Source organism: Bacillus sp. L_1B0_5 (genome assembly GCF_000836715.1).
Classification (GTDB): Bacteria; Bacillota; Bacilli; order Bacillales; family Bacillaceae_G; genus Bacillus_A; species Bacillus_A thuringiensis_S.
The window spans coordinates 33123-48299 of sequence record NZ_JXIS01000135.1 but is presented as its reverse complement, the minus strand read 5'-3'; the positions used below and the strand labels follow the sequence as shown (position 1 = coordinate 48299).

Genomic DNA, 15177 nt, shown 5'->3' with positions numbered 1-15177 from the left:
CCCCACTGATTATTAGTTGAACCAATCGGGCATTTACGGGCAGTTAATCCCCCACCTAACTTCTTTGCTTTCACTGAATTTCGAGGGAGGTCTTACTGCCCGTTAATGCGGGATAAAAATCACTATATTTTCATCCTAAAGATGGTGTCAGTACAAATAAAATGTGATTCGATTCATCACTTTTATTCAAAAATCGATGCTTCACATTCGGTGGAATACGTACAACATCGCCTTCTTCTAAAAAATATTCTTTTCCCTCCAATTCCACATACACTTCCCCTTTCATAACAACAGCAATTTCTTCCTTATCTTCATGGGAATAATGGCTTTCTGTTGTGTTTGCTTGTTTATTTAAATCCATCATTAGCATTTCAATACGTGCTTTCATAAAATCAGGTGTTAATACATCATATACAATGTGATTATTGTTTTCCCGATATACTTTTTTTCGATCTTTTTTCTTAGAAATGAGCGAATCTGTATCAATATCGTTAATAAAAAGTGTAAACAGCGGTACATTTAATGCTTTTGCAATTAATTCCAAAACATTTAAAGAAGGATTAGCATGTCCTCTTTCAATTTGGCTAATTAACGACGTACTAATCCCTGCATAATCAGCGAATTCACGAATTGTCATATTATTTTTCTTACGATAACTTAATACTGTTTGTCCAAGCCTATCATGTACCATAGTAAAACTTCCTTTCGTCCATCATAATGCATGTTTCGTTGTCTTTGTGCTGACATACTAAACAAAGGCAAATAACCCTTCCCTATTATCTCCGGGACTTATATACTTACCTTTGTACATTATATCGCATTAAGTTTATTATAATAAACATTCTATCGGAGGGACAAACTTTGAAATCACCTATTCTTTCATATTGCATCTTATTTTTTGGTGTATTCGCCTTATCAACTTCAGCTATTTTTGTAAAATTGGCAGATGCTCCTGCGACAATCATTGCTTTTTACCGATTATTCTTTGCCACACTAATTCTGTTACCGTTATTACTATTTAATAAAAATAGTCGAAATGAGCTAAAAAATTTAACGAAAAAACAATGGGTATTCGGATTCATATCTGGGCTATTTTTAGCTGCACATTATGTACTATGGTTTGAATCATTACAATATACTTCTGTAGCAAGCTCTACAGTTATCGTAACGCTACAACCTTTATTCTCAATGATTGGTGGTTATTTTTTATTTAAGGAGAGATTTACGAAAGGAGCAGTTATTGGTTGCCTCATCGCTATTTCAGGTAGTATCATCATTGGCTGGCAAGATTTCCAAATTAGCGGAGAAGCTTTATATGGAGATATTTTAGCATTTATCGCTGCCGGTATCATTACTGCTTATTTTTTCATTAGCCAACACGTTCGTAAAGATTTAGCACTTATACCATATTCGGTAATTAGTTATGGAAGTAGTGCTGGCTTTCTTGGCATATTTGCTTTCACGCAACAAGAATCTTTCATCCATTACTCTACACAAACTTGGTTGTGCTTTATTGGATTAGCTTTCATTGCTACAATTTTAGGACAAACCATTTTTAATTGGTTATTAAAATGGATGAGTGCTACTGTAATTTCAATGAGTATTTTAGGAGAAACAATTGGAACTTGTATACTAGCGTACTTTATATTACATGAGACCATTTCTTTACAACAAGGACTAGGAATTACCGTTATTTTTATTGGTTTAGTATTATTTTTATTACAGCCAAGTTCTAATAAAAAAGCATGACAGTATACTGTCATGCTTTTAACTATTCATTATGTACAATTAAACCATCCGGTCTAAAACGACTCATCATAATTTCATTAATAAACTTTCCATGAGCTTTCAAATTCCCTATCTTTACTCCCTCTTCTACAAATCCAAATTTTTCATATAAAGCTTTTGCTTTTGGATTCGTTTCTAACACACCTAGTTCTACTCTCTCTAACATTAACCAATTATCAGCCAGATCAAGCATCTTCGTAAGAAGTACTTTCCCAATTCCTTTATTATGATATTCACTGTCTACCCCAATGAATAAATCACCTGAATGAGATCTTCGGCCCTGGCTTTGTGTTAAACCTACAAACCCAACAACTTCTCTATCATATTCTGCAACAAATTCAAATTGATTTGGTGCTAAATTTCGAATTCTATTTTCCATAGCGTCTACACGCATGCTAGGTAAGAAAATCATATACGGTAAAACGTCATCTTGTATACATATACGATGAATTGCTCTAGCATCTTGTATTTCTACCGCTCTAACGTTAATCCCCATCTTTCTCTCCTCCATATAAATAACAATATATTTGTGGTGTATTCTAGAAACGATCATGAATGACCTTCTCATCCGTATTTCTTTGTGTCATTTTTACATAATTATTTCGATATAATACTTAACTTCCAAAAAGATTAACAACTATATGGATATGGTTAACTTTTCACCTTGTTATATAAATTAAGCAAATTTTCAATCGGAATGCCATTTAGTTTCATACCGACTATATCACAATTTTTTATTTCAATATTTTTCAGATTACTATCACTTATGGTACTACCTTCCAAATCACATTTATTGAATAAAATAGGTTCCTTCTCATCTCCGAGACTTGTATTTTTAAATTGTACTCCACCTAAAGTCACCAAATTAAATTTACTGCCAGAAAGATTTAAATCTGCATATGATGACCATCTAAAATTTATATTTCTAAACTTTGATTGACTTACATTACAATTACTCATATTCATATTCATTATATTGCTACCAACAAATGAACTGTTTTTTAAATTCACTTGATAATACTCTGTATTTGCTAAATTACAGTTTTCGTATTGACTATTTTTCATATCTTTATTTGTAACTACACTCTCTTTGTTTGAGCTTGTTTTTATTCTTTTCACGTAACAATACTCATCTTCCGACTCAAAAATCATTTGGTAACCCATCTTTTTATAAAAGTGATGATTATTAATTTGTCTACTAGATGTTTCGAGATCCCAAATCTTTATGTTTGGATATTCCTTTTCTATTAATTTCATAACATGTGATCCAATTCCTTTACCTTGATAAACAGGATCTACAAAAATACGATCAATTCGACCGTACGACTTACCAGAAATCGTAACTATTATCCCTCCGATTATTTCTTTATCCGTTACAACTTTGAAAGAATCCAATTCTTCAATGGAATATTCCATCATTTCAACTGAAGAATATCCTGGCGGTTGAATGTTATAATCCATGACATCATCTTGGCCGTATAGCCATTGTTTTGCTTCTGCATCAAATGTTCTTTTCATTATTTCTGTTAATTTCTCAGCATCTAAAATTGTAGCTTTTTCTATAGATATCATTGTTGTTTTCCCCTTCATTATTACAAACCAATAATTTTTGTGAATGCCATAATTATCAATTCACTTTTGTTTTTAATGCTTTTCCCATTATTACATATGGAACATCATTTTTACTTGGATGAAATGGCTCCAATACATTTATCCAATCTAATCTTTCATATAACGAATGTGCTTTTTCATTGTTTATTTGTGTTGTTAAAACACTCGTTCTATTTGAAACCCCTTCTAGTAATCCATTATGTAATTTCGTTCCAAGACCTTTATTTTGATATTGTGGGTGAACTGCTAACTCTACAAATTCAAAACAATCTTGCAACCATTCGTCTACTTGCTCTAGATGTAACGCTTCTCTCATTAATTGATTATAGTACTGTCCCTCCATTGAGCGATAACCATAAGTAAAACCAACTACTTCATTTTCATCATTTATTGCTACTATACCTTTAAAACCTGTATATTCTATATGCCTATTCATTCGCTTGATCATTTCATTGAAATTTGTTTTCTCAAATACTTTACAATACAAATTTGCCATATTCCCAATTAGGACCTCATTTTTTTCAATGCTTACGAATTTCACTTTATTCCCCCCCCTATTAAAACATTTATATCCTTATTTTTTTCAAAACTAAGAAAATTAACACTAATCATTCTCTTTACTATTAAACTACAAATCACCCTACATTTTCCACAGTTACTTAGTATTAATGAATAATAAAAAGAGACCATGTAATATAAACATGTTCTCTTCTTTTATTCATTTTCAATTTTATCCCGCTATTTGCCGGGCAGTAAGACAGACCCCCACCTCAAAATTCAGCGAAAGCAAAGAAGTTAGGTGGGGGATCAATTGCCCGTAAAAGCCCGATTGGTGAGGACTGATTAAAGTTTCACTTTATATAATTAAAAATTAGATATTACTTAAGCCAATCGTTGCAAGTATTACTTAACTGCTGTAAATCTTCTATAAATTTACTCGCATCATATCCATCACAAACCGAATGATGTACTTGCAATGAAACTGGTAGCATAACCTTGTTTCCTTCGTTAAAATATTTCCCACAAGTTATAATTGGCAATAGAAAATTTTCATCATTATTAATATTAAGATTAAATTCAGTAAAACTAGTCCAAGGTATGCTAGAAATCGGAAATACATTAGGCGGAATATTTTCTTTTGTGAAAAGACCATGAACACTAGCATAGCATCTCATATCGTCTTCATAATTTTTATAGAAAGTGCGGAAATCACTTGAATAATCCGTCCATACACTTGAAAAAGACTTATCATCTTTATGAAAGATTGTATAACTCGGTATCATTTCCTCCCAATAGCCTAAAACTCCTTCATCGTTAAAACATGTTCGAAATTTTTTATGATTATTTACTATTCTAGAAATTAAATATATAAAAACGGGATAAAATTTTATTCCCTTTTGATATACTTCCTCTAATAACATCGTGATATCAACATTCACAGTCATACTAAATGTACATTTCAACTTTAAATAATGCTCAAAATACCGCTCTCTATTCCAATCTTCTCTATCAATTACATGAAACTTCATTCTAATAGCCTCCTAAAATTTTCTTTTTATTTTAGAAGGCTAATTCCCTTGCTTTCACCATAATTGTTCACTCCTAACAGTGTACATTTCACCCTAATTATTTATTTAATTATATAACATATGTAAGAATCAATTCACATATTTCTGGAAATCCATCCACATACTATAGATAAATCAAATGAAATTTGGAGGATACATACATGAATAACAAAAATATGAATAAAAAAGAAAATGTTACTGAAAACACTACATCTATTCAAAATAATAATACTGCAAACCTTACTATCGAAGAACAAGCAATGAACGGCTTATATGGAATGCCCGAAACAACAATTGAAGATGCTGATCACGCTGCAGCTGATGATTTGACTTCAAAAAATTAATTAACTAAATTGAAAAAAGCCAAGGAAAATATCCTTGGCTTTTTTAACTATGCATCCACCTTTTGTATTTCTTCACTCTTTCTTGAAAGTTTACCTGGCCAAAAAGCAAATCGGCCTAAAACTACTGTAATTGCGGGTACAAGTAACGGTCTTACGATAAACGTATCTAGTAATACGCCAATTGCAGTTACAATACCAAATTGAACTAATACTTGAATTGGAAGTGTACCTAACACTGCAAAAGTTCCTGCTAAAATTAAACCTGCCGATGTAATAACACTACCTGTTTGTATTACACCATTTTTTACTGCATCCAAGTGATTTTGTGTCTTTCTGTTTTTCCATATTTCTGAAACCATAAAGATATTATAATCTTCACCTAAAGCAACTAAAAATACGAATGCGTACAACGGTATCGCACCTTGAATGGCCGGCGCACCCATACCGTAATGAAGTAATATCCATCCTGCTCCTAACGCTGAGAAGAATGATAAAACGACAGTTACAATTAAATAAATCATCGCAACAACCGATCGTAAGTAGACAAGTAATAGTAAAGCGATAATGCTAATCATTACTGGAATAATTACTGATTCATCACGTTCCGTAATTTGCTTTGTATCATATAATGAAGCTGTTTCCCCACCAATCCATAATTGATCTTTAGCATTACTAATCCCAGCATCTTTTAATACTTTTTCTACACTACTTTTCAATTTAGGAATTTGATCTAACGCTTCAATTGAGTATGGATTTTCCGCTAAAGAAACTTCATACATTTGTATTTGCTTATTTTCTTTTCCCTCTTTTGGCTCTTTCACTGTATTTACGAAAGAAAATTTCTCTAGTTCTTGTTTAATAGGAAGCTCGTTTCCTTTCGTATCAACAACAACTTTTACTGGTGCTAGTTCACCAGCTGAGAAATGATCACTAATTAACGTAAACCCTTCACGAGAAGGCATATCCTTTGGAAACGACTCTAGTAAATCATATGTGTATTGAATACGTGGTACGAATGAAGCCAATCCGCCTAATACAAATACAGTTAGCATAATTATTGTCCACGGTCTTCGTACTACAATATCTCCAAGTTTTTTACTAAAGGAGCCTTTTGATTTTTCAACTTTTACAGCTCTCTTTTTCTTTCTTGCAAACTCCTCATTCATTGAAGTTGTTCTCGGTATAAACGGGAAAAATGCAATCCTACCGAAAATTAATAATAGTGCTGGTAAAATTGTTAAAGCCGCGATTCCCATTATAAATACAGCAACACTAAATGGTACTGCAAATCGATGAAAGGCTCCATAATGAGCAAGTAGTAATGTTCCTAATCCAAGTACAACAGTTAATGCACTCATTATAATTGCACCGCCAGAAGCTTTAATCGCAAGTTGTAATGCTTTATATTTACTTTCTTCTTCTAACAAGTACTCTCTATATCTCGAAATTAAAAATAGACAATAGTCCGTTCCAGCGCCAAACAATAATACTGTCATAATTGATATCGCTTGGGCATCTACTTTAATCCATCCGTGATCAGCTAAAAAACCGAGTGTAGGACTAATAATACCGTATGCAAAGCCAACAACAAGTATAGGTAAAATTGCTAAAATTGGCGAACGGTAAAGCAAAATTAATAAGACCAAGACTAATAATACAGTAGCCACTAACAATTTCACATCTGCTTGACTAAATAAACTAACTGCATCTGTTTGAATACCTACAGGTCCTGATAATCGAACATGTAAACCAGATTCACTTATTTTTTGTTTAAATGGATCTTCATCCACCTTACTATTCACTATTTTTCTAAACTCTTCAAGATTTCCTTTTAATATATCTGTACCAGCAGATTTATTAAAGAATACCGGTGTAACAAATGATGTAGCATCTTTTGATGCACTTTTTGATAATACTTGCTCTGGGATTGTATCAAATGGTGGTAACGTTGATTGTTCTTTTAAAGGACTAGCTTTTAACTCTTTATAAACATCTTGTATGAGTTTATAATCCTGTAACTGTAATCCACCATCTCTATACCATACTACTAACAACGGATTCCCTGCATTATTCGGAAACTCTTTTTTCATAAGCGCTTCCGCTTGCTGTGACATAGCTGTTTCAGGTAAATTTTTCGGATTCGGTTCTTTCATACTGTTCACTTGTGGTAACGTAAATGAAAGTAATAATGTAATAAGAACCCACACCGATAAAGTGATCCATTGTGTATTTCTCCCTGCTACAAGCCTCCCTAACATATGTAACGGGTGCTTTTTCATAAAAACCCACCTTCCTTTTTTCCTCCATTATTAATTATATATACTGGTCGGTTAATTAATCAAGAATGATTGAAAATTATGTTATAATTATCTCAATCATAAATGTCAGGAGCGAATGTATTTGGAACAAAAACAACGTCCTCTCGGAAGGCCGCGTCAAAATAAAAATACAAAATCTACAAAAGAAACCATTTTAGAAGTGGCAACCCGCTTATTTCTTATGCAAAATTATCAAGTCGTTTCTATGGATGAGGTCGCAAAAGTTTGTGGTGTTACGAAAGCAACTGTCTACTATTACTATTCAACAAAAGCCGATTTATTTACCGCTACTATGATCGAAATGATGGTACGTATACGTGAGAATATGTCTCAAATACTCTCTACAAACAAAACGTTAGAAGAAAGATTATTAGACTTCGCTAAAGTTTACTTACACGCAACGATGGATATTGATATGAAAAATTTTATGAAAGATGCAAAACTGTCGTTATCTGAAGAACAATTGAAAGAATTAAAAAATGCTGAAGATAATATGTATGAAGTACTAGAAAAAGCACTCGATAATGCGATGCACATCGGAGAAATTCCGAAAGGAAACGCTAAATTTGCGGCTCATGCTTTCGTATCTTTATTATCAATTGGGAATTTTAAAGATGAAGATGAAAATCATAATCCTATTCTTGCAAATATAGATGAATTAGCAGAAGAAATTGTTTCGTTTTATTGGAACGGTCTAGGTCATTCATATTAAATAGATTTCCTTTAATAAAAAAGCATGTTTGAATTTTTTCAAACATGCTTTTTTATCATTTAAGTGTTTTATTTATATATCAACAATTAGACTACACTTTAGCATCCATTATTAAAAAATTATTATCTTTACCTTTTACAAATTTTGAAGCTGAATCTTTATATTCCCCTTACTTAATCCCCCATGGTAACAAACTACAGATTCAATATCTAGATTTAAATACTTCTTCAAAGACTGTCGTGCTTCCATAATATTTATGGTTGTTGGGGCATGAATTCCTCCTAACATCCCATTCACACTATACATAGAGTCTCCTGCAATAAGAATTTTACTTTGTTTCAAATATAAACTAATATGACCCGGAGTATGCCCTGAAGTATGAAGAATTAGTATTCCACCGCAATACGGAAGTTCTTGCCCGTCAATCACAGTATCACTCACTTTTCCTTTTGGTCGGTTCTCTATATTTCCGTCCTTCAATAAAGGTAAATCCCCCTCGATATATGGCTTATCTAGTTCGTGCGCATAAACTTTAATATTACTTCGACAGCGCTGCAACAACTCTGGAAGACTACCTATATGATCAATATCCTGATGCGTCAAAATCACGACTTTTAACTTATCAAATGATACCCCAACCTTTTCCATCTCTACTTGTATATCTTCAATTTGCCCTGGGAAACCCGTATCTATTAATACTGCCATTTCATCATCCCATAAAAGAATTGGATGAATAACAAATTCTTGAAATTCAAGTTGTAACATTTCTATCCCTTTAGCAATCTCCATATAGCCATTCTCCTTTATGTTGAAGTTTGAAAATATGTACGAGTAAACTGAAAATATAAAGTGAAACTTTAATCTGTGGGGTTTTACTACCCGGCAAATAGCGGGATAAAGCACTTCTATCTTATAATATGTTTTGTCATCCCAATAGAGAATGCTTCAAACCCTATAGATTCATAGTAAGATTGCAATTTTTCTACACACATAAGTTGTGGAATAACCTTATTTTGTTCACAGTGCTGGATTAATCGTTCCACTATTCCTTTCCCAATACCAATGGACTGATATTTTGGCAATACACATACACCACAAATAACGCCTGTTATTACTCCATCGGATATAACACGCCCCATCCCAATTAATTGTTCCTCTTTAAATGCATATATTGCATACCAACTTTGTGTACACATTCGTTCTAACTCGTTAACCGTTAATTTAAGAGAATTCCATTCTAAAGATTCGTATAAGGATAATAATCCATTAAAATCTGTAGGATGTTCACTTGTGTAGCGTATACTATTTTCCATGTAAATACTCCCTATTCTCTGGCTTGTTTATATTTCATAAAATTCCCATTACACAAATCTGATCGATGTAAAAATAACTAGAACAAACTTCAATAAGAAAGATAGAATTCCTTCTCAACATAAAATAAAAAGAAGTTATCTCACTTAAGATAACTTCTTTTATATAAGACTCTCATTATATTATCAACCAAAAAATATACAACTGCATACGATTAGCACAAACAAAACTAATAAACCATTTGAGAAATAACCCATTGAAAACTACCCCTTTATTAAATTATGTAAAAGATTTTATCATAAAATGATTTACAACTTAATAACTGAAAAAGACATTGTATTCATTAGTTATATATGTTTAGTAATATTTTATATTCGGTTATATTCTCGTTCCCTAAAACCACTTCTCGCACCTTCATAATTCAGTCCACATAAATTCAAAAAAACAGTTATTAGTAAACGTTAATTTACTATAAATAGTAATTTCAATTGATTTATAGTGAATTTAGTAATAAAATAATAACTAAACTCATAAAGGAATCAAAAACAATGAACCAAAACGAATTATTAAACGAATACATGAATTTATTATTAAATATGTCAGGTACTTTTAAATTACTATCGGAGAAATCCTCAGAATTTACACATTTAGAACAACACGTAGTAGAGTATATCGCCCAGCAAAAGGTGCCTGTAAACTTAAAAATGATTGCTAGTTATTTAAATATCCCTAAACAACAATTAAGTGTAACAGTGCGTAACTTAGAACAAAACGGATACATCATAAAAAAGAAAGATATGGTAGACAAAAGAGCTATATTAATCTCTCTGACAGAAAAAGCTGAAAAAGTACATTATGAGAGATGGAAACAAATATATAATAATTTCACAGTAAACCTCGAAAAATTATCTGAAGAAGATAGGCGGGATTTAACTTATGGACTATATAAAACAAATACAATGCTCTCAAAAATGTTAAATAACGACTAAATATATTGTTTATTATTAAACGGAGGATGTTTCATGGTTAAAGAATTAGATTTGCAATCTGTACAAGGTACAATGCTTATTCCACTATGGGGAAGAGCATATGGCAGTGAGAAAAATAAGGATATTTTAGATGATATAGAAGCTATTCGAATTATTAAAGAATGTGATTTTGACTTCTCAACAATAGCAAATACATTTGGCGAATACGGATGTATCACATACATTACACGTGCACGAAAAATTGACGATACGATAAAACAATTTATAATAAAACACCCGAATGCTACTATTGTCAACATCGGTTCCGGACTTGACACTACTTTTTCAAGAATCGATAACGGTACAATACATTGGTACAACCTTGATTTGCCTGATGCAATCTCTTTTCGCAAAACTTTAATTGAAGATACCCCTAGAAACATTAGCATTGCTAAATCATTTTTTGATACTTCTTGGTTTGACGATATAAAATATAATCCAAACGACGGAATTCTTTTTATATCAGCAGGTGTGTTTTATTACTTTAAAGAAGAAGATTTAAAAAAGATCGTAGTCGCTATGTCAAAACGTTTCCCTGGAGGAGAATTATATTTTGACGCTGAATCAAAGTTCGCACTGAATCTTTCGAATGCTACTGTAAAGAAATCCGGTAATAACGGTGCTATGATGTATTTTTACGTAAACAATCCAAAATCAATAGAAAAATGGTCCTCTACAATAAAAGTATTAAGCTGTTCCCCTTTTTTTAAAGATATAGCTACAAATAAAGATTGGGATGGTAGTACGCGTATAATGATGAGAATTGTAAACTTAATAAAAATGTTGAAGTTTGTTCATTTACGGTTCAAAAAATAATAAATAAAGAAGAGCTCAATACATTTATACTTAGGTCATAAATGTTAATCTTAATAAAATCAAAGGCAGAAACATAATTGATATGTTCCTGCCTTTTTATTATGAGGTACCGCTACATAGGCATCTGGCTAAGATTTTGAATTACTTCAAAATCAAAAATTTAATCTCACAAGGAATCGCCCTTTTCATTCTATAAACCTATTCGTTTTTACACACCTCTATCCTTGTGCGATTCTAGAATTCTCTTTTGTTATTGGATAGCCGAAAAATTTTATAAAGTGAAACTTTAATCAGTAGGGGTTTTGTTCATCCCCCACTGATTATCAGCCCTCACCAATCGGGTTTTTACGGGCAGCCCGCTCCCCACCTAACTTCTTTGCTTTCGCTGAATTTTCAGGTGGGGGTCTTACTGCCCGTTAATGCGGGATAAAATCTTGCATGCGCTTTACGTGGGAGCTAAAATGTTGAATCTCATCGATTTTCAAATCATGTACACCATCTTGCAACATATATTGAATCACTTACTACTATTTAAATGTATATGTTCTGACCATTAACAGCTTTTACCTTTAAATTCTTTAAACCCTATCCTTTCTTATATGAATAGCTTTCTTATTCGAAAATAGATTTTTAAAAATCCCTACTCCCACAATTAATAAACCTATACCAACTAATTTATTTATTTGTAATGGCATGCTCTCCATTCCAAATAATCCGAATGTATCAATGCATAATGCAACGACCAATTGAGTAATAAGACTAATTAGCACCGTATATGCTGGACCTAAGCTCTTTATTGCACCCATTATACAAATAATTAACCCGATGCCAAACAGTCCACTTACATAAAACAAATAATTTGTAGTATACACTTTAATGTTAATACTGTTTTCTGTAATGATATAAAATAGAATAGAACTAATGAGACCTATTCCAAGGACACATGTAGTTGTTAACCACTGTCCTACATTTTCATTTACTTTTGCATTAAAAACAGATTGTAAGCTAATTAATATTCCTGCTAATATAGCTAAACTAAATCCAATCAAAATCTTCCTCTCCCTTTCATTGCTCATATATATTATCTTTAGCGACTTCCTTCATTCTAGAAAAATCTTTAATTACAATAACTCCATTACTCTTTTCAATTAATTTTTCATTATAAAATCTTTGTAATACCCGAATTACGTGCCTATAACTTACCCCTATAAAATCCGCAATACTCGTTACCGAAGTCGCATCCAAATCCCCTTTGTACATATTCCCGTTACTATCTGTTGAAATTGAAAGTAAATAACTAGCTACACGTACTTCTACAGGATAAAGTAAATTAAGAGCAGTAAAACGAGTCGATATTTTTAACGTGTTCGCAATGTTTTCAAGTAAGAACTTCATAAATATAGGATCATGTAATAACTTGTTTCTAATAACCGTATTAGAAATGGAAATTGCTACAACATCTGAACAAGCTTCAACGACATTATGTGCTTTGCTATTTTGAATTAATTCAATATCACCAACAATTGCGAGTGGATTGATAAAGCGAAGGATTAGTTTCTTCCCTTCAGGTGTAATCGTGTAAACTTTTACTTTACCTTTAACAACAAAATATAAACGATTCATTTCGTCATCTATATTGCAAATAAGCTCACCTTTTTCAAAGTGATTTAATTGAAAATAAGATGTATCTATTTCTGAAAAAATCTCAAGCGTTTTATTGGTTTTCAAATAATGCGTAATTAAACCTGATCTATCCTCCATATGCATTTCTCCTTTCATTTACATATTAAATACAACAATACCTATAATCATTACTATTGTTCCCACAATATGATATCTCTCCATCTGTATCTTTTTTATATGAAACAGTCCTTTCATTTCAATAACTGTTGCCGTTAACAATTGAGCAACCATTAGTGTGCCAGCTGTCAATGTAACTCCTAGTGAATATATCGCCATAGTTTCTGCACAAATAATGAATCCACCAAATGCACCCGCTACTAAATATACTTTTTTTACACTCTTTAAATCTGTTACTTTCTCTTCTTTCTTTAACAAAAATACAGTTGTTGCAATAATGAATCCAATTAAATGGGTTATAATACTCGTCGACCATATACCGATATGTGAACTAAGTTTCGCATTAAAGGTTCCTTGAAGCGTTATAAATATCCCCGCAAAAACAGCAAATAGAATACCTTTCAAAAAATCATCTCCTCATCCTTTATTTCTGACTTAATTAAAAACCATCATCCTATAATGGCAAAAGGACAAATGTCACATCACTATGAAAATAACTTGGAATGAAAAAAACACACCTCAAAAATGCGAGATGTGTTTTTCGTTATTTATATATAATGTTTTATAAATGAAAATTACGCTACATTAAAAGATTTCTTTTTCATAACAAACTTTGCAAATAAGAAACGTACAAGCGGTCCCATAATAATTAATTGTAATGGATATGCCATTATGAAATTTTTAATAAAAATCGAAAAATAAATTGAAACAAATGAATCTCCTTGTAGTCCACCATGTAAATGCATCATAGCCATACCGAAAAATGACATAAAGAACACCATTCCGATTACCATAGTTGTCGCCATTGCAACGATAATATTTATTTTCTTAGATTTATCAAATGGCAACATGAATACAATTTTTTTCGCACAAGGTCCAACGATACATATTTCAATTAATAGCGCAATAATAAAGCCAATTAATAGTTCTAATGCAATCTCTTTAATATAAATTGATCCTCCTGTTTCATTCATTAGTAAATTGTAAAACGTCATTACGATAACCATTCCAAAGCACATCATCATGCCAAATTGGAAGTTTTCCTTTCTTGTTGTTGGCAAATTTCATCATCCTCTCTCTTTGAGTCTTTGTCATTATATCGACATTGGAAACCCCTTCGTAAGTGAACATTTTGTGAACAAATTTAAAACGTTTTCATGTATTTTCTTTACTTTCAACTCAAATTCTCACTTTTACTTATAAAGGTTTTATATATTTCAATGTTGAATTACTAAATTTAACATTGCATTACATTATTACTAGGAGGATAACCATGAATGAAGCAGAATTTTACGCATATCACATCGTAACAAGGAAAAAAATGCATATCGGACAAATGATTCCTTTTAACAAAAATCAACAAAATACTCTATATCACTTCTTTTTTGAAAGAGAACAATTAAATGCTAATGGTGAAGATGGCATACAAATTTTAAATAATCACTATAAAAATAACGAATTACATATAAATAATGAAAATGCTACAGTAGTTATGAGTTATATGGATCAAACAATTAGAGCAGTTAGAGAAACAATTGTAGAAATGGTTAGACTACAAGAATTCCCTGAATACCCTTCCAGGTTATCTTGTTTATACGCTGCTAAAAGCTATGAGGATGCTTTAAAATGGAAAGCGCTATTTGATTCTTACAATCGAGAAGTTTTACAGATTGTTAAACTACGAGTAATCGGAAGTTCTTTTGAAGGTGACGGGAATCTTTTACCGAAAGAAGGTGGTATTCCTTTTTCTCAAAAAATCGAACAAGCTAGAGAGTATTGGAAAGGAAATATTAGAAATGAGCTTCCTGAGCTACTGATTAATGGAGAAATTGAAGTGGTGGAAATTATTGATGACTTTTCCTCAATTCATATTTAATTTCT

General features: G+C 31.8%; 18 protein-coding genes. 6 read left to right on the top strand and 12 right to left on the bottom strand.

Features of this window, described 5'->3' with window-relative positions:
• Positions 1–130: 130 nt before the first annotated feature.
• Entirely contained in the window at positions 131–691 is a 561-nt protein-coding gene (locus RT27_RS29680; protein WP_043938719.1) for an XRE family transcriptional regulator, read from the bottom strand.
• A 170-nt stretch (positions 692–861) separates the two neighbouring features.
• Between RT27_RS29680 and RT27_RS29675 the strand changes: the two genes are divergently transcribed.
• On the top strand, positions 862–1749 hold the full coding sequence (locus RT27_RS29675; RefSeq protein ID WP_043938717.1) for a DMT family transporter: 888 nt from the start codon (positions 862–864) through the stop codon (positions 1747–1749).
• 22 nt (positions 1750–1771) lie between these two features.
• Here the strand turns inward: RT27_RS29675 and RT27_RS29670 are convergent, their stop codons facing one another.
• From RT27_RS29670 to catA, 4 genes are all read right to left on the bottom strand, one after another.
• Complete coding sequence (locus RT27_RS29670) at positions 1772–2284, bottom strand: GNAT family N-acetyltransferase (RefSeq protein WP_043938716.1); 513 nt, start codon at positions 2282–2284, stop codon at positions 1772–1774.
• A gap of 155 nt (positions 2285–2439) precedes the next feature.
• A complete protein-coding gene (locus tag RT27_RS29665) occupies positions 2440–3378 on the bottom strand; it encodes a GNAT family N-acetyltransferase (RefSeq protein ID WP_043938714.1) in 939 nt (312 codons plus the stop codon).
• A 37-nt stretch (positions 3379–3415) separates the two neighbouring features.
• Positions 3416–3940: a GNAT family N-acetyltransferase gene (locus tag RT27_RS29660; RefSeq protein WP_043938712.1), complete on the bottom strand. Its 525-nt coding sequence runs from the start codon at positions 3938–3940 to the stop codon at positions 3416–3418.
• 337 nt (positions 3941–4277) lie between these two features.
• Positions 4278–4928: a type A chloramphenicol O-acetyltransferase gene (gene catA, locus RT27_RS29655; protein WP_043938710.1), complete on the bottom strand. Its 651-nt coding sequence runs from the start codon at positions 4926–4928 to the stop codon at positions 4278–4280.
• A 200-nt stretch (positions 4929–5128) separates the two neighbouring features.
• Here catA and RT27_RS29650 point away from each other — a divergent pair, with 200 nt between their 5' ends.
• The gene (locus tag RT27_RS29650; RefSeq protein WP_001060657.1) at positions 5129–5311 is read left to right on the top strand and encodes a DUF4021 domain-containing protein; all 183 of its coding nucleotides are present in this window, start codon (positions 5129–5131) and stop codon (positions 5309–5311) included.
• Positions 5312–5358: 47 nt separating this feature from the next.
• Here RT27_RS29650 and RT27_RS29645 read toward each other — a convergent pair whose 3' ends face one another.
• Positions 5359–7590: an MMPL family transporter gene (locus RT27_RS29645; protein ID WP_043938708.1), complete on the bottom strand. Its 2232-nt coding sequence runs from the start codon at positions 7588–7590 to the stop codon at positions 5359–5361.
• Between the two features lie 121 nt (positions 7591–7711).
• On the opposite strand from RT27_RS29645, the gene RT27_RS29640 reads away from it, so the two are divergent.
• On the top strand, positions 7712–8341 hold the full coding sequence (locus RT27_RS29640; protein ID WP_043938706.1) for a TetR/AcrR family transcriptional regulator: 630 nt from the start codon (positions 7712–7714) through the stop codon (positions 8339–8341).
• Positions 8342–8476: 135 nt separating this feature from the next.
• Here the strand turns inward: RT27_RS29640 and RT27_RS29635 are convergent, their stop codons facing one another.
• Both RT27_RS29635 and RT27_RS29630 read right to left on the bottom strand, forming a co-directional pair.
• On the bottom strand, positions 8477–9130 hold the full coding sequence (locus tag RT27_RS29635) for an MBL fold metallo-hydrolase (RefSeq protein WP_029442269.1): 654 nt from the start codon (positions 9128–9130) through the stop codon (positions 8477–8479).
• 116 nt (positions 9131–9246) lie between these two features.
• Positions 9247–9654 (bottom strand): GNAT family N-acetyltransferase, encoded by a 408-nt coding sequence (locus RT27_RS29630; RefSeq protein WP_043938704.1) that lies wholly within the window; start codon positions 9652–9654, stop codon positions 9247–9249.
• 546 nt (positions 9655–10200) lie between these two features.
• On the opposite strand from RT27_RS29630, the gene RT27_RS29625 reads away from it, so the two are divergent.
• Together RT27_RS29625 and RT27_RS29620 are read left to right on the top strand one after the other, a co-directional pair.
• Positions 10201–10641, top strand: coding sequence for a winged helix DNA-binding protein (locus RT27_RS29625; protein ID WP_001072998.1), 441 nt, complete (start codon positions 10201–10203; stop codon positions 10639–10641).
• 33 nt (positions 10642–10674) lie between these two features.
• On the top strand, positions 10675–11496 hold the full coding sequence (locus RT27_RS29620) for a class I SAM-dependent methyltransferase (protein WP_043938702.1): 822 nt from the start codon (positions 10675–10677) through the stop codon (positions 11494–11496).
• 578 nt (positions 11497–12074) lie between these two features.
• On the opposite strand, the gene RT27_RS29615 is transcribed toward RT27_RS29620, so the two are convergent.
• The 4 genes from RT27_RS29615 to RT27_RS29600 all read right to left on the bottom strand — a co-directional run bounded on the left by RT27_RS29615 (position 12075) and on the right by RT27_RS29600 (position 14357).
• Positions 12075–12545 carry a DMT family transporter gene (locus RT27_RS29615; RefSeq protein ID WP_043938700.1) on the bottom strand — a complete coding sequence of 157 codons (471 nt, stop codon included), beginning with the start codon at positions 12543–12545 and terminating at the stop codon, positions 12075–12077.
• Positions 12546–12561: 16 nt separating this feature from the next.
• Positions 12562–13257 carry a Crp/Fnr family transcriptional regulator gene (locus tag RT27_RS29610; protein WP_029442267.1) on the bottom strand — a complete coding sequence of 232 codons (696 nt, stop codon included), beginning with the start codon at positions 13255–13257 and terminating at the stop codon, positions 12562–12564.
• Positions 13258–13275: 18 nt separating this feature from the next.
• Positions 13276–13701: a DMT family transporter gene (locus tag RT27_RS29605; RefSeq protein WP_016081693.1), complete on the bottom strand. Its 426-nt coding sequence runs from the start codon at positions 13699–13701 to the stop codon at positions 13276–13278.
• A gap of 170 nt (positions 13702–13871) precedes the next feature.
• Positions 13872–14357 (bottom strand): hypothetical protein, encoded by a 486-nt coding sequence (locus RT27_RS29600; protein WP_043938698.1) that lies wholly within the window; start codon positions 14355–14357, stop codon positions 13872–13874.
• Positions 14358–14569: 212 nt separating this feature from the next.
• On the opposite strand from RT27_RS29600, the gene RT27_RS29595 reads away from it, so the two are divergent.
• Entirely contained in the window at positions 14570–15172 is a 603-nt protein-coding gene (locus RT27_RS29595; RefSeq protein WP_043938696.1) for a DUF2441 domain-containing protein, read from the top strand.
• Positions 15173–15177 lie beyond the last annotated feature (5 nt).

Excerpts from the sequence above, each read along its gene's own strand:
- RT27_RS29680 (WP_043938719.1), bottom strand. The coding sequence starts at position 691 with ATGGTACATGATAGGCTTGGACAAACAGTATTAAGTTATCGTAAGAAA.
- RT27_RS29670 (WP_043938716.1), bottom strand. The coding sequence starts at position 2,284 with ATGGGGATTAACGTTAGAGCGGTAGAAATACAAGATGCTAGAGCAATT.
- RT27_RS29665 (WP_043938714.1), bottom strand. The coding sequence starts at position 3,378 with ATGAAGGGGAAAACAACAATGATATCTATAGAAAAAGCTACAATTTTA.
- catA (WP_043938710.1), bottom strand. The coding sequence starts at position 4,928 with ATGAAGTTTCATGTAATTGATAGAGAAGATTGGAATAGAGAGCGGTAT.
- RT27_RS29650 (WP_001060657.1), top strand. The coding sequence starts at position 5,129 with ATGAATAACAAAAATATGAATAAAAAAGAAAATGTTACTGAAAACACT.
- RT27_RS29645 (WP_043938708.1), bottom strand. The coding sequence starts at position 7,590 with ATGAAAAAGCACCCGTTACATATGTTAGGGAGGCTTGTAGCAGGGAGA.
- RT27_RS29635 (WP_029442269.1), bottom strand. The coding sequence starts at position 9,130 with ATGGAGATTGCTAAAGGGATAGAAATGTTACAACTTGAATTTCAAGAA.
- RT27_RS29630 (WP_043938704.1), bottom strand. The coding sequence starts at position 9,654 with ATGGAAAATAGTATACGCTACACAAGTGAACATCCTACAGATTTTAAT.
- RT27_RS29625 (WP_001072998.1), top strand. The coding sequence starts at position 10,201 with ATGAACCAAAACGAATTATTAAACGAATACATGAATTTATTATTAAAT.
- RT27_RS29620 (WP_043938702.1), top strand. The coding sequence starts at position 10,675 with ATGGTTAAAGAATTAGATTTGCAATCTGTACAAGGTACAATGCTTATT.
- RT27_RS29610 (WP_029442267.1), bottom strand. The coding sequence starts at position 13,257 with ATGGAGGATAGATCAGGTTTAATTACGCATTATTTGAAAACCAATAAA.
- RT27_RS29595 (WP_043938696.1), top strand. The coding sequence starts at position 14,570 with ATGAATGAAGCAGAATTTTACGCATATCACATCGTAACAAGGAAAAAA.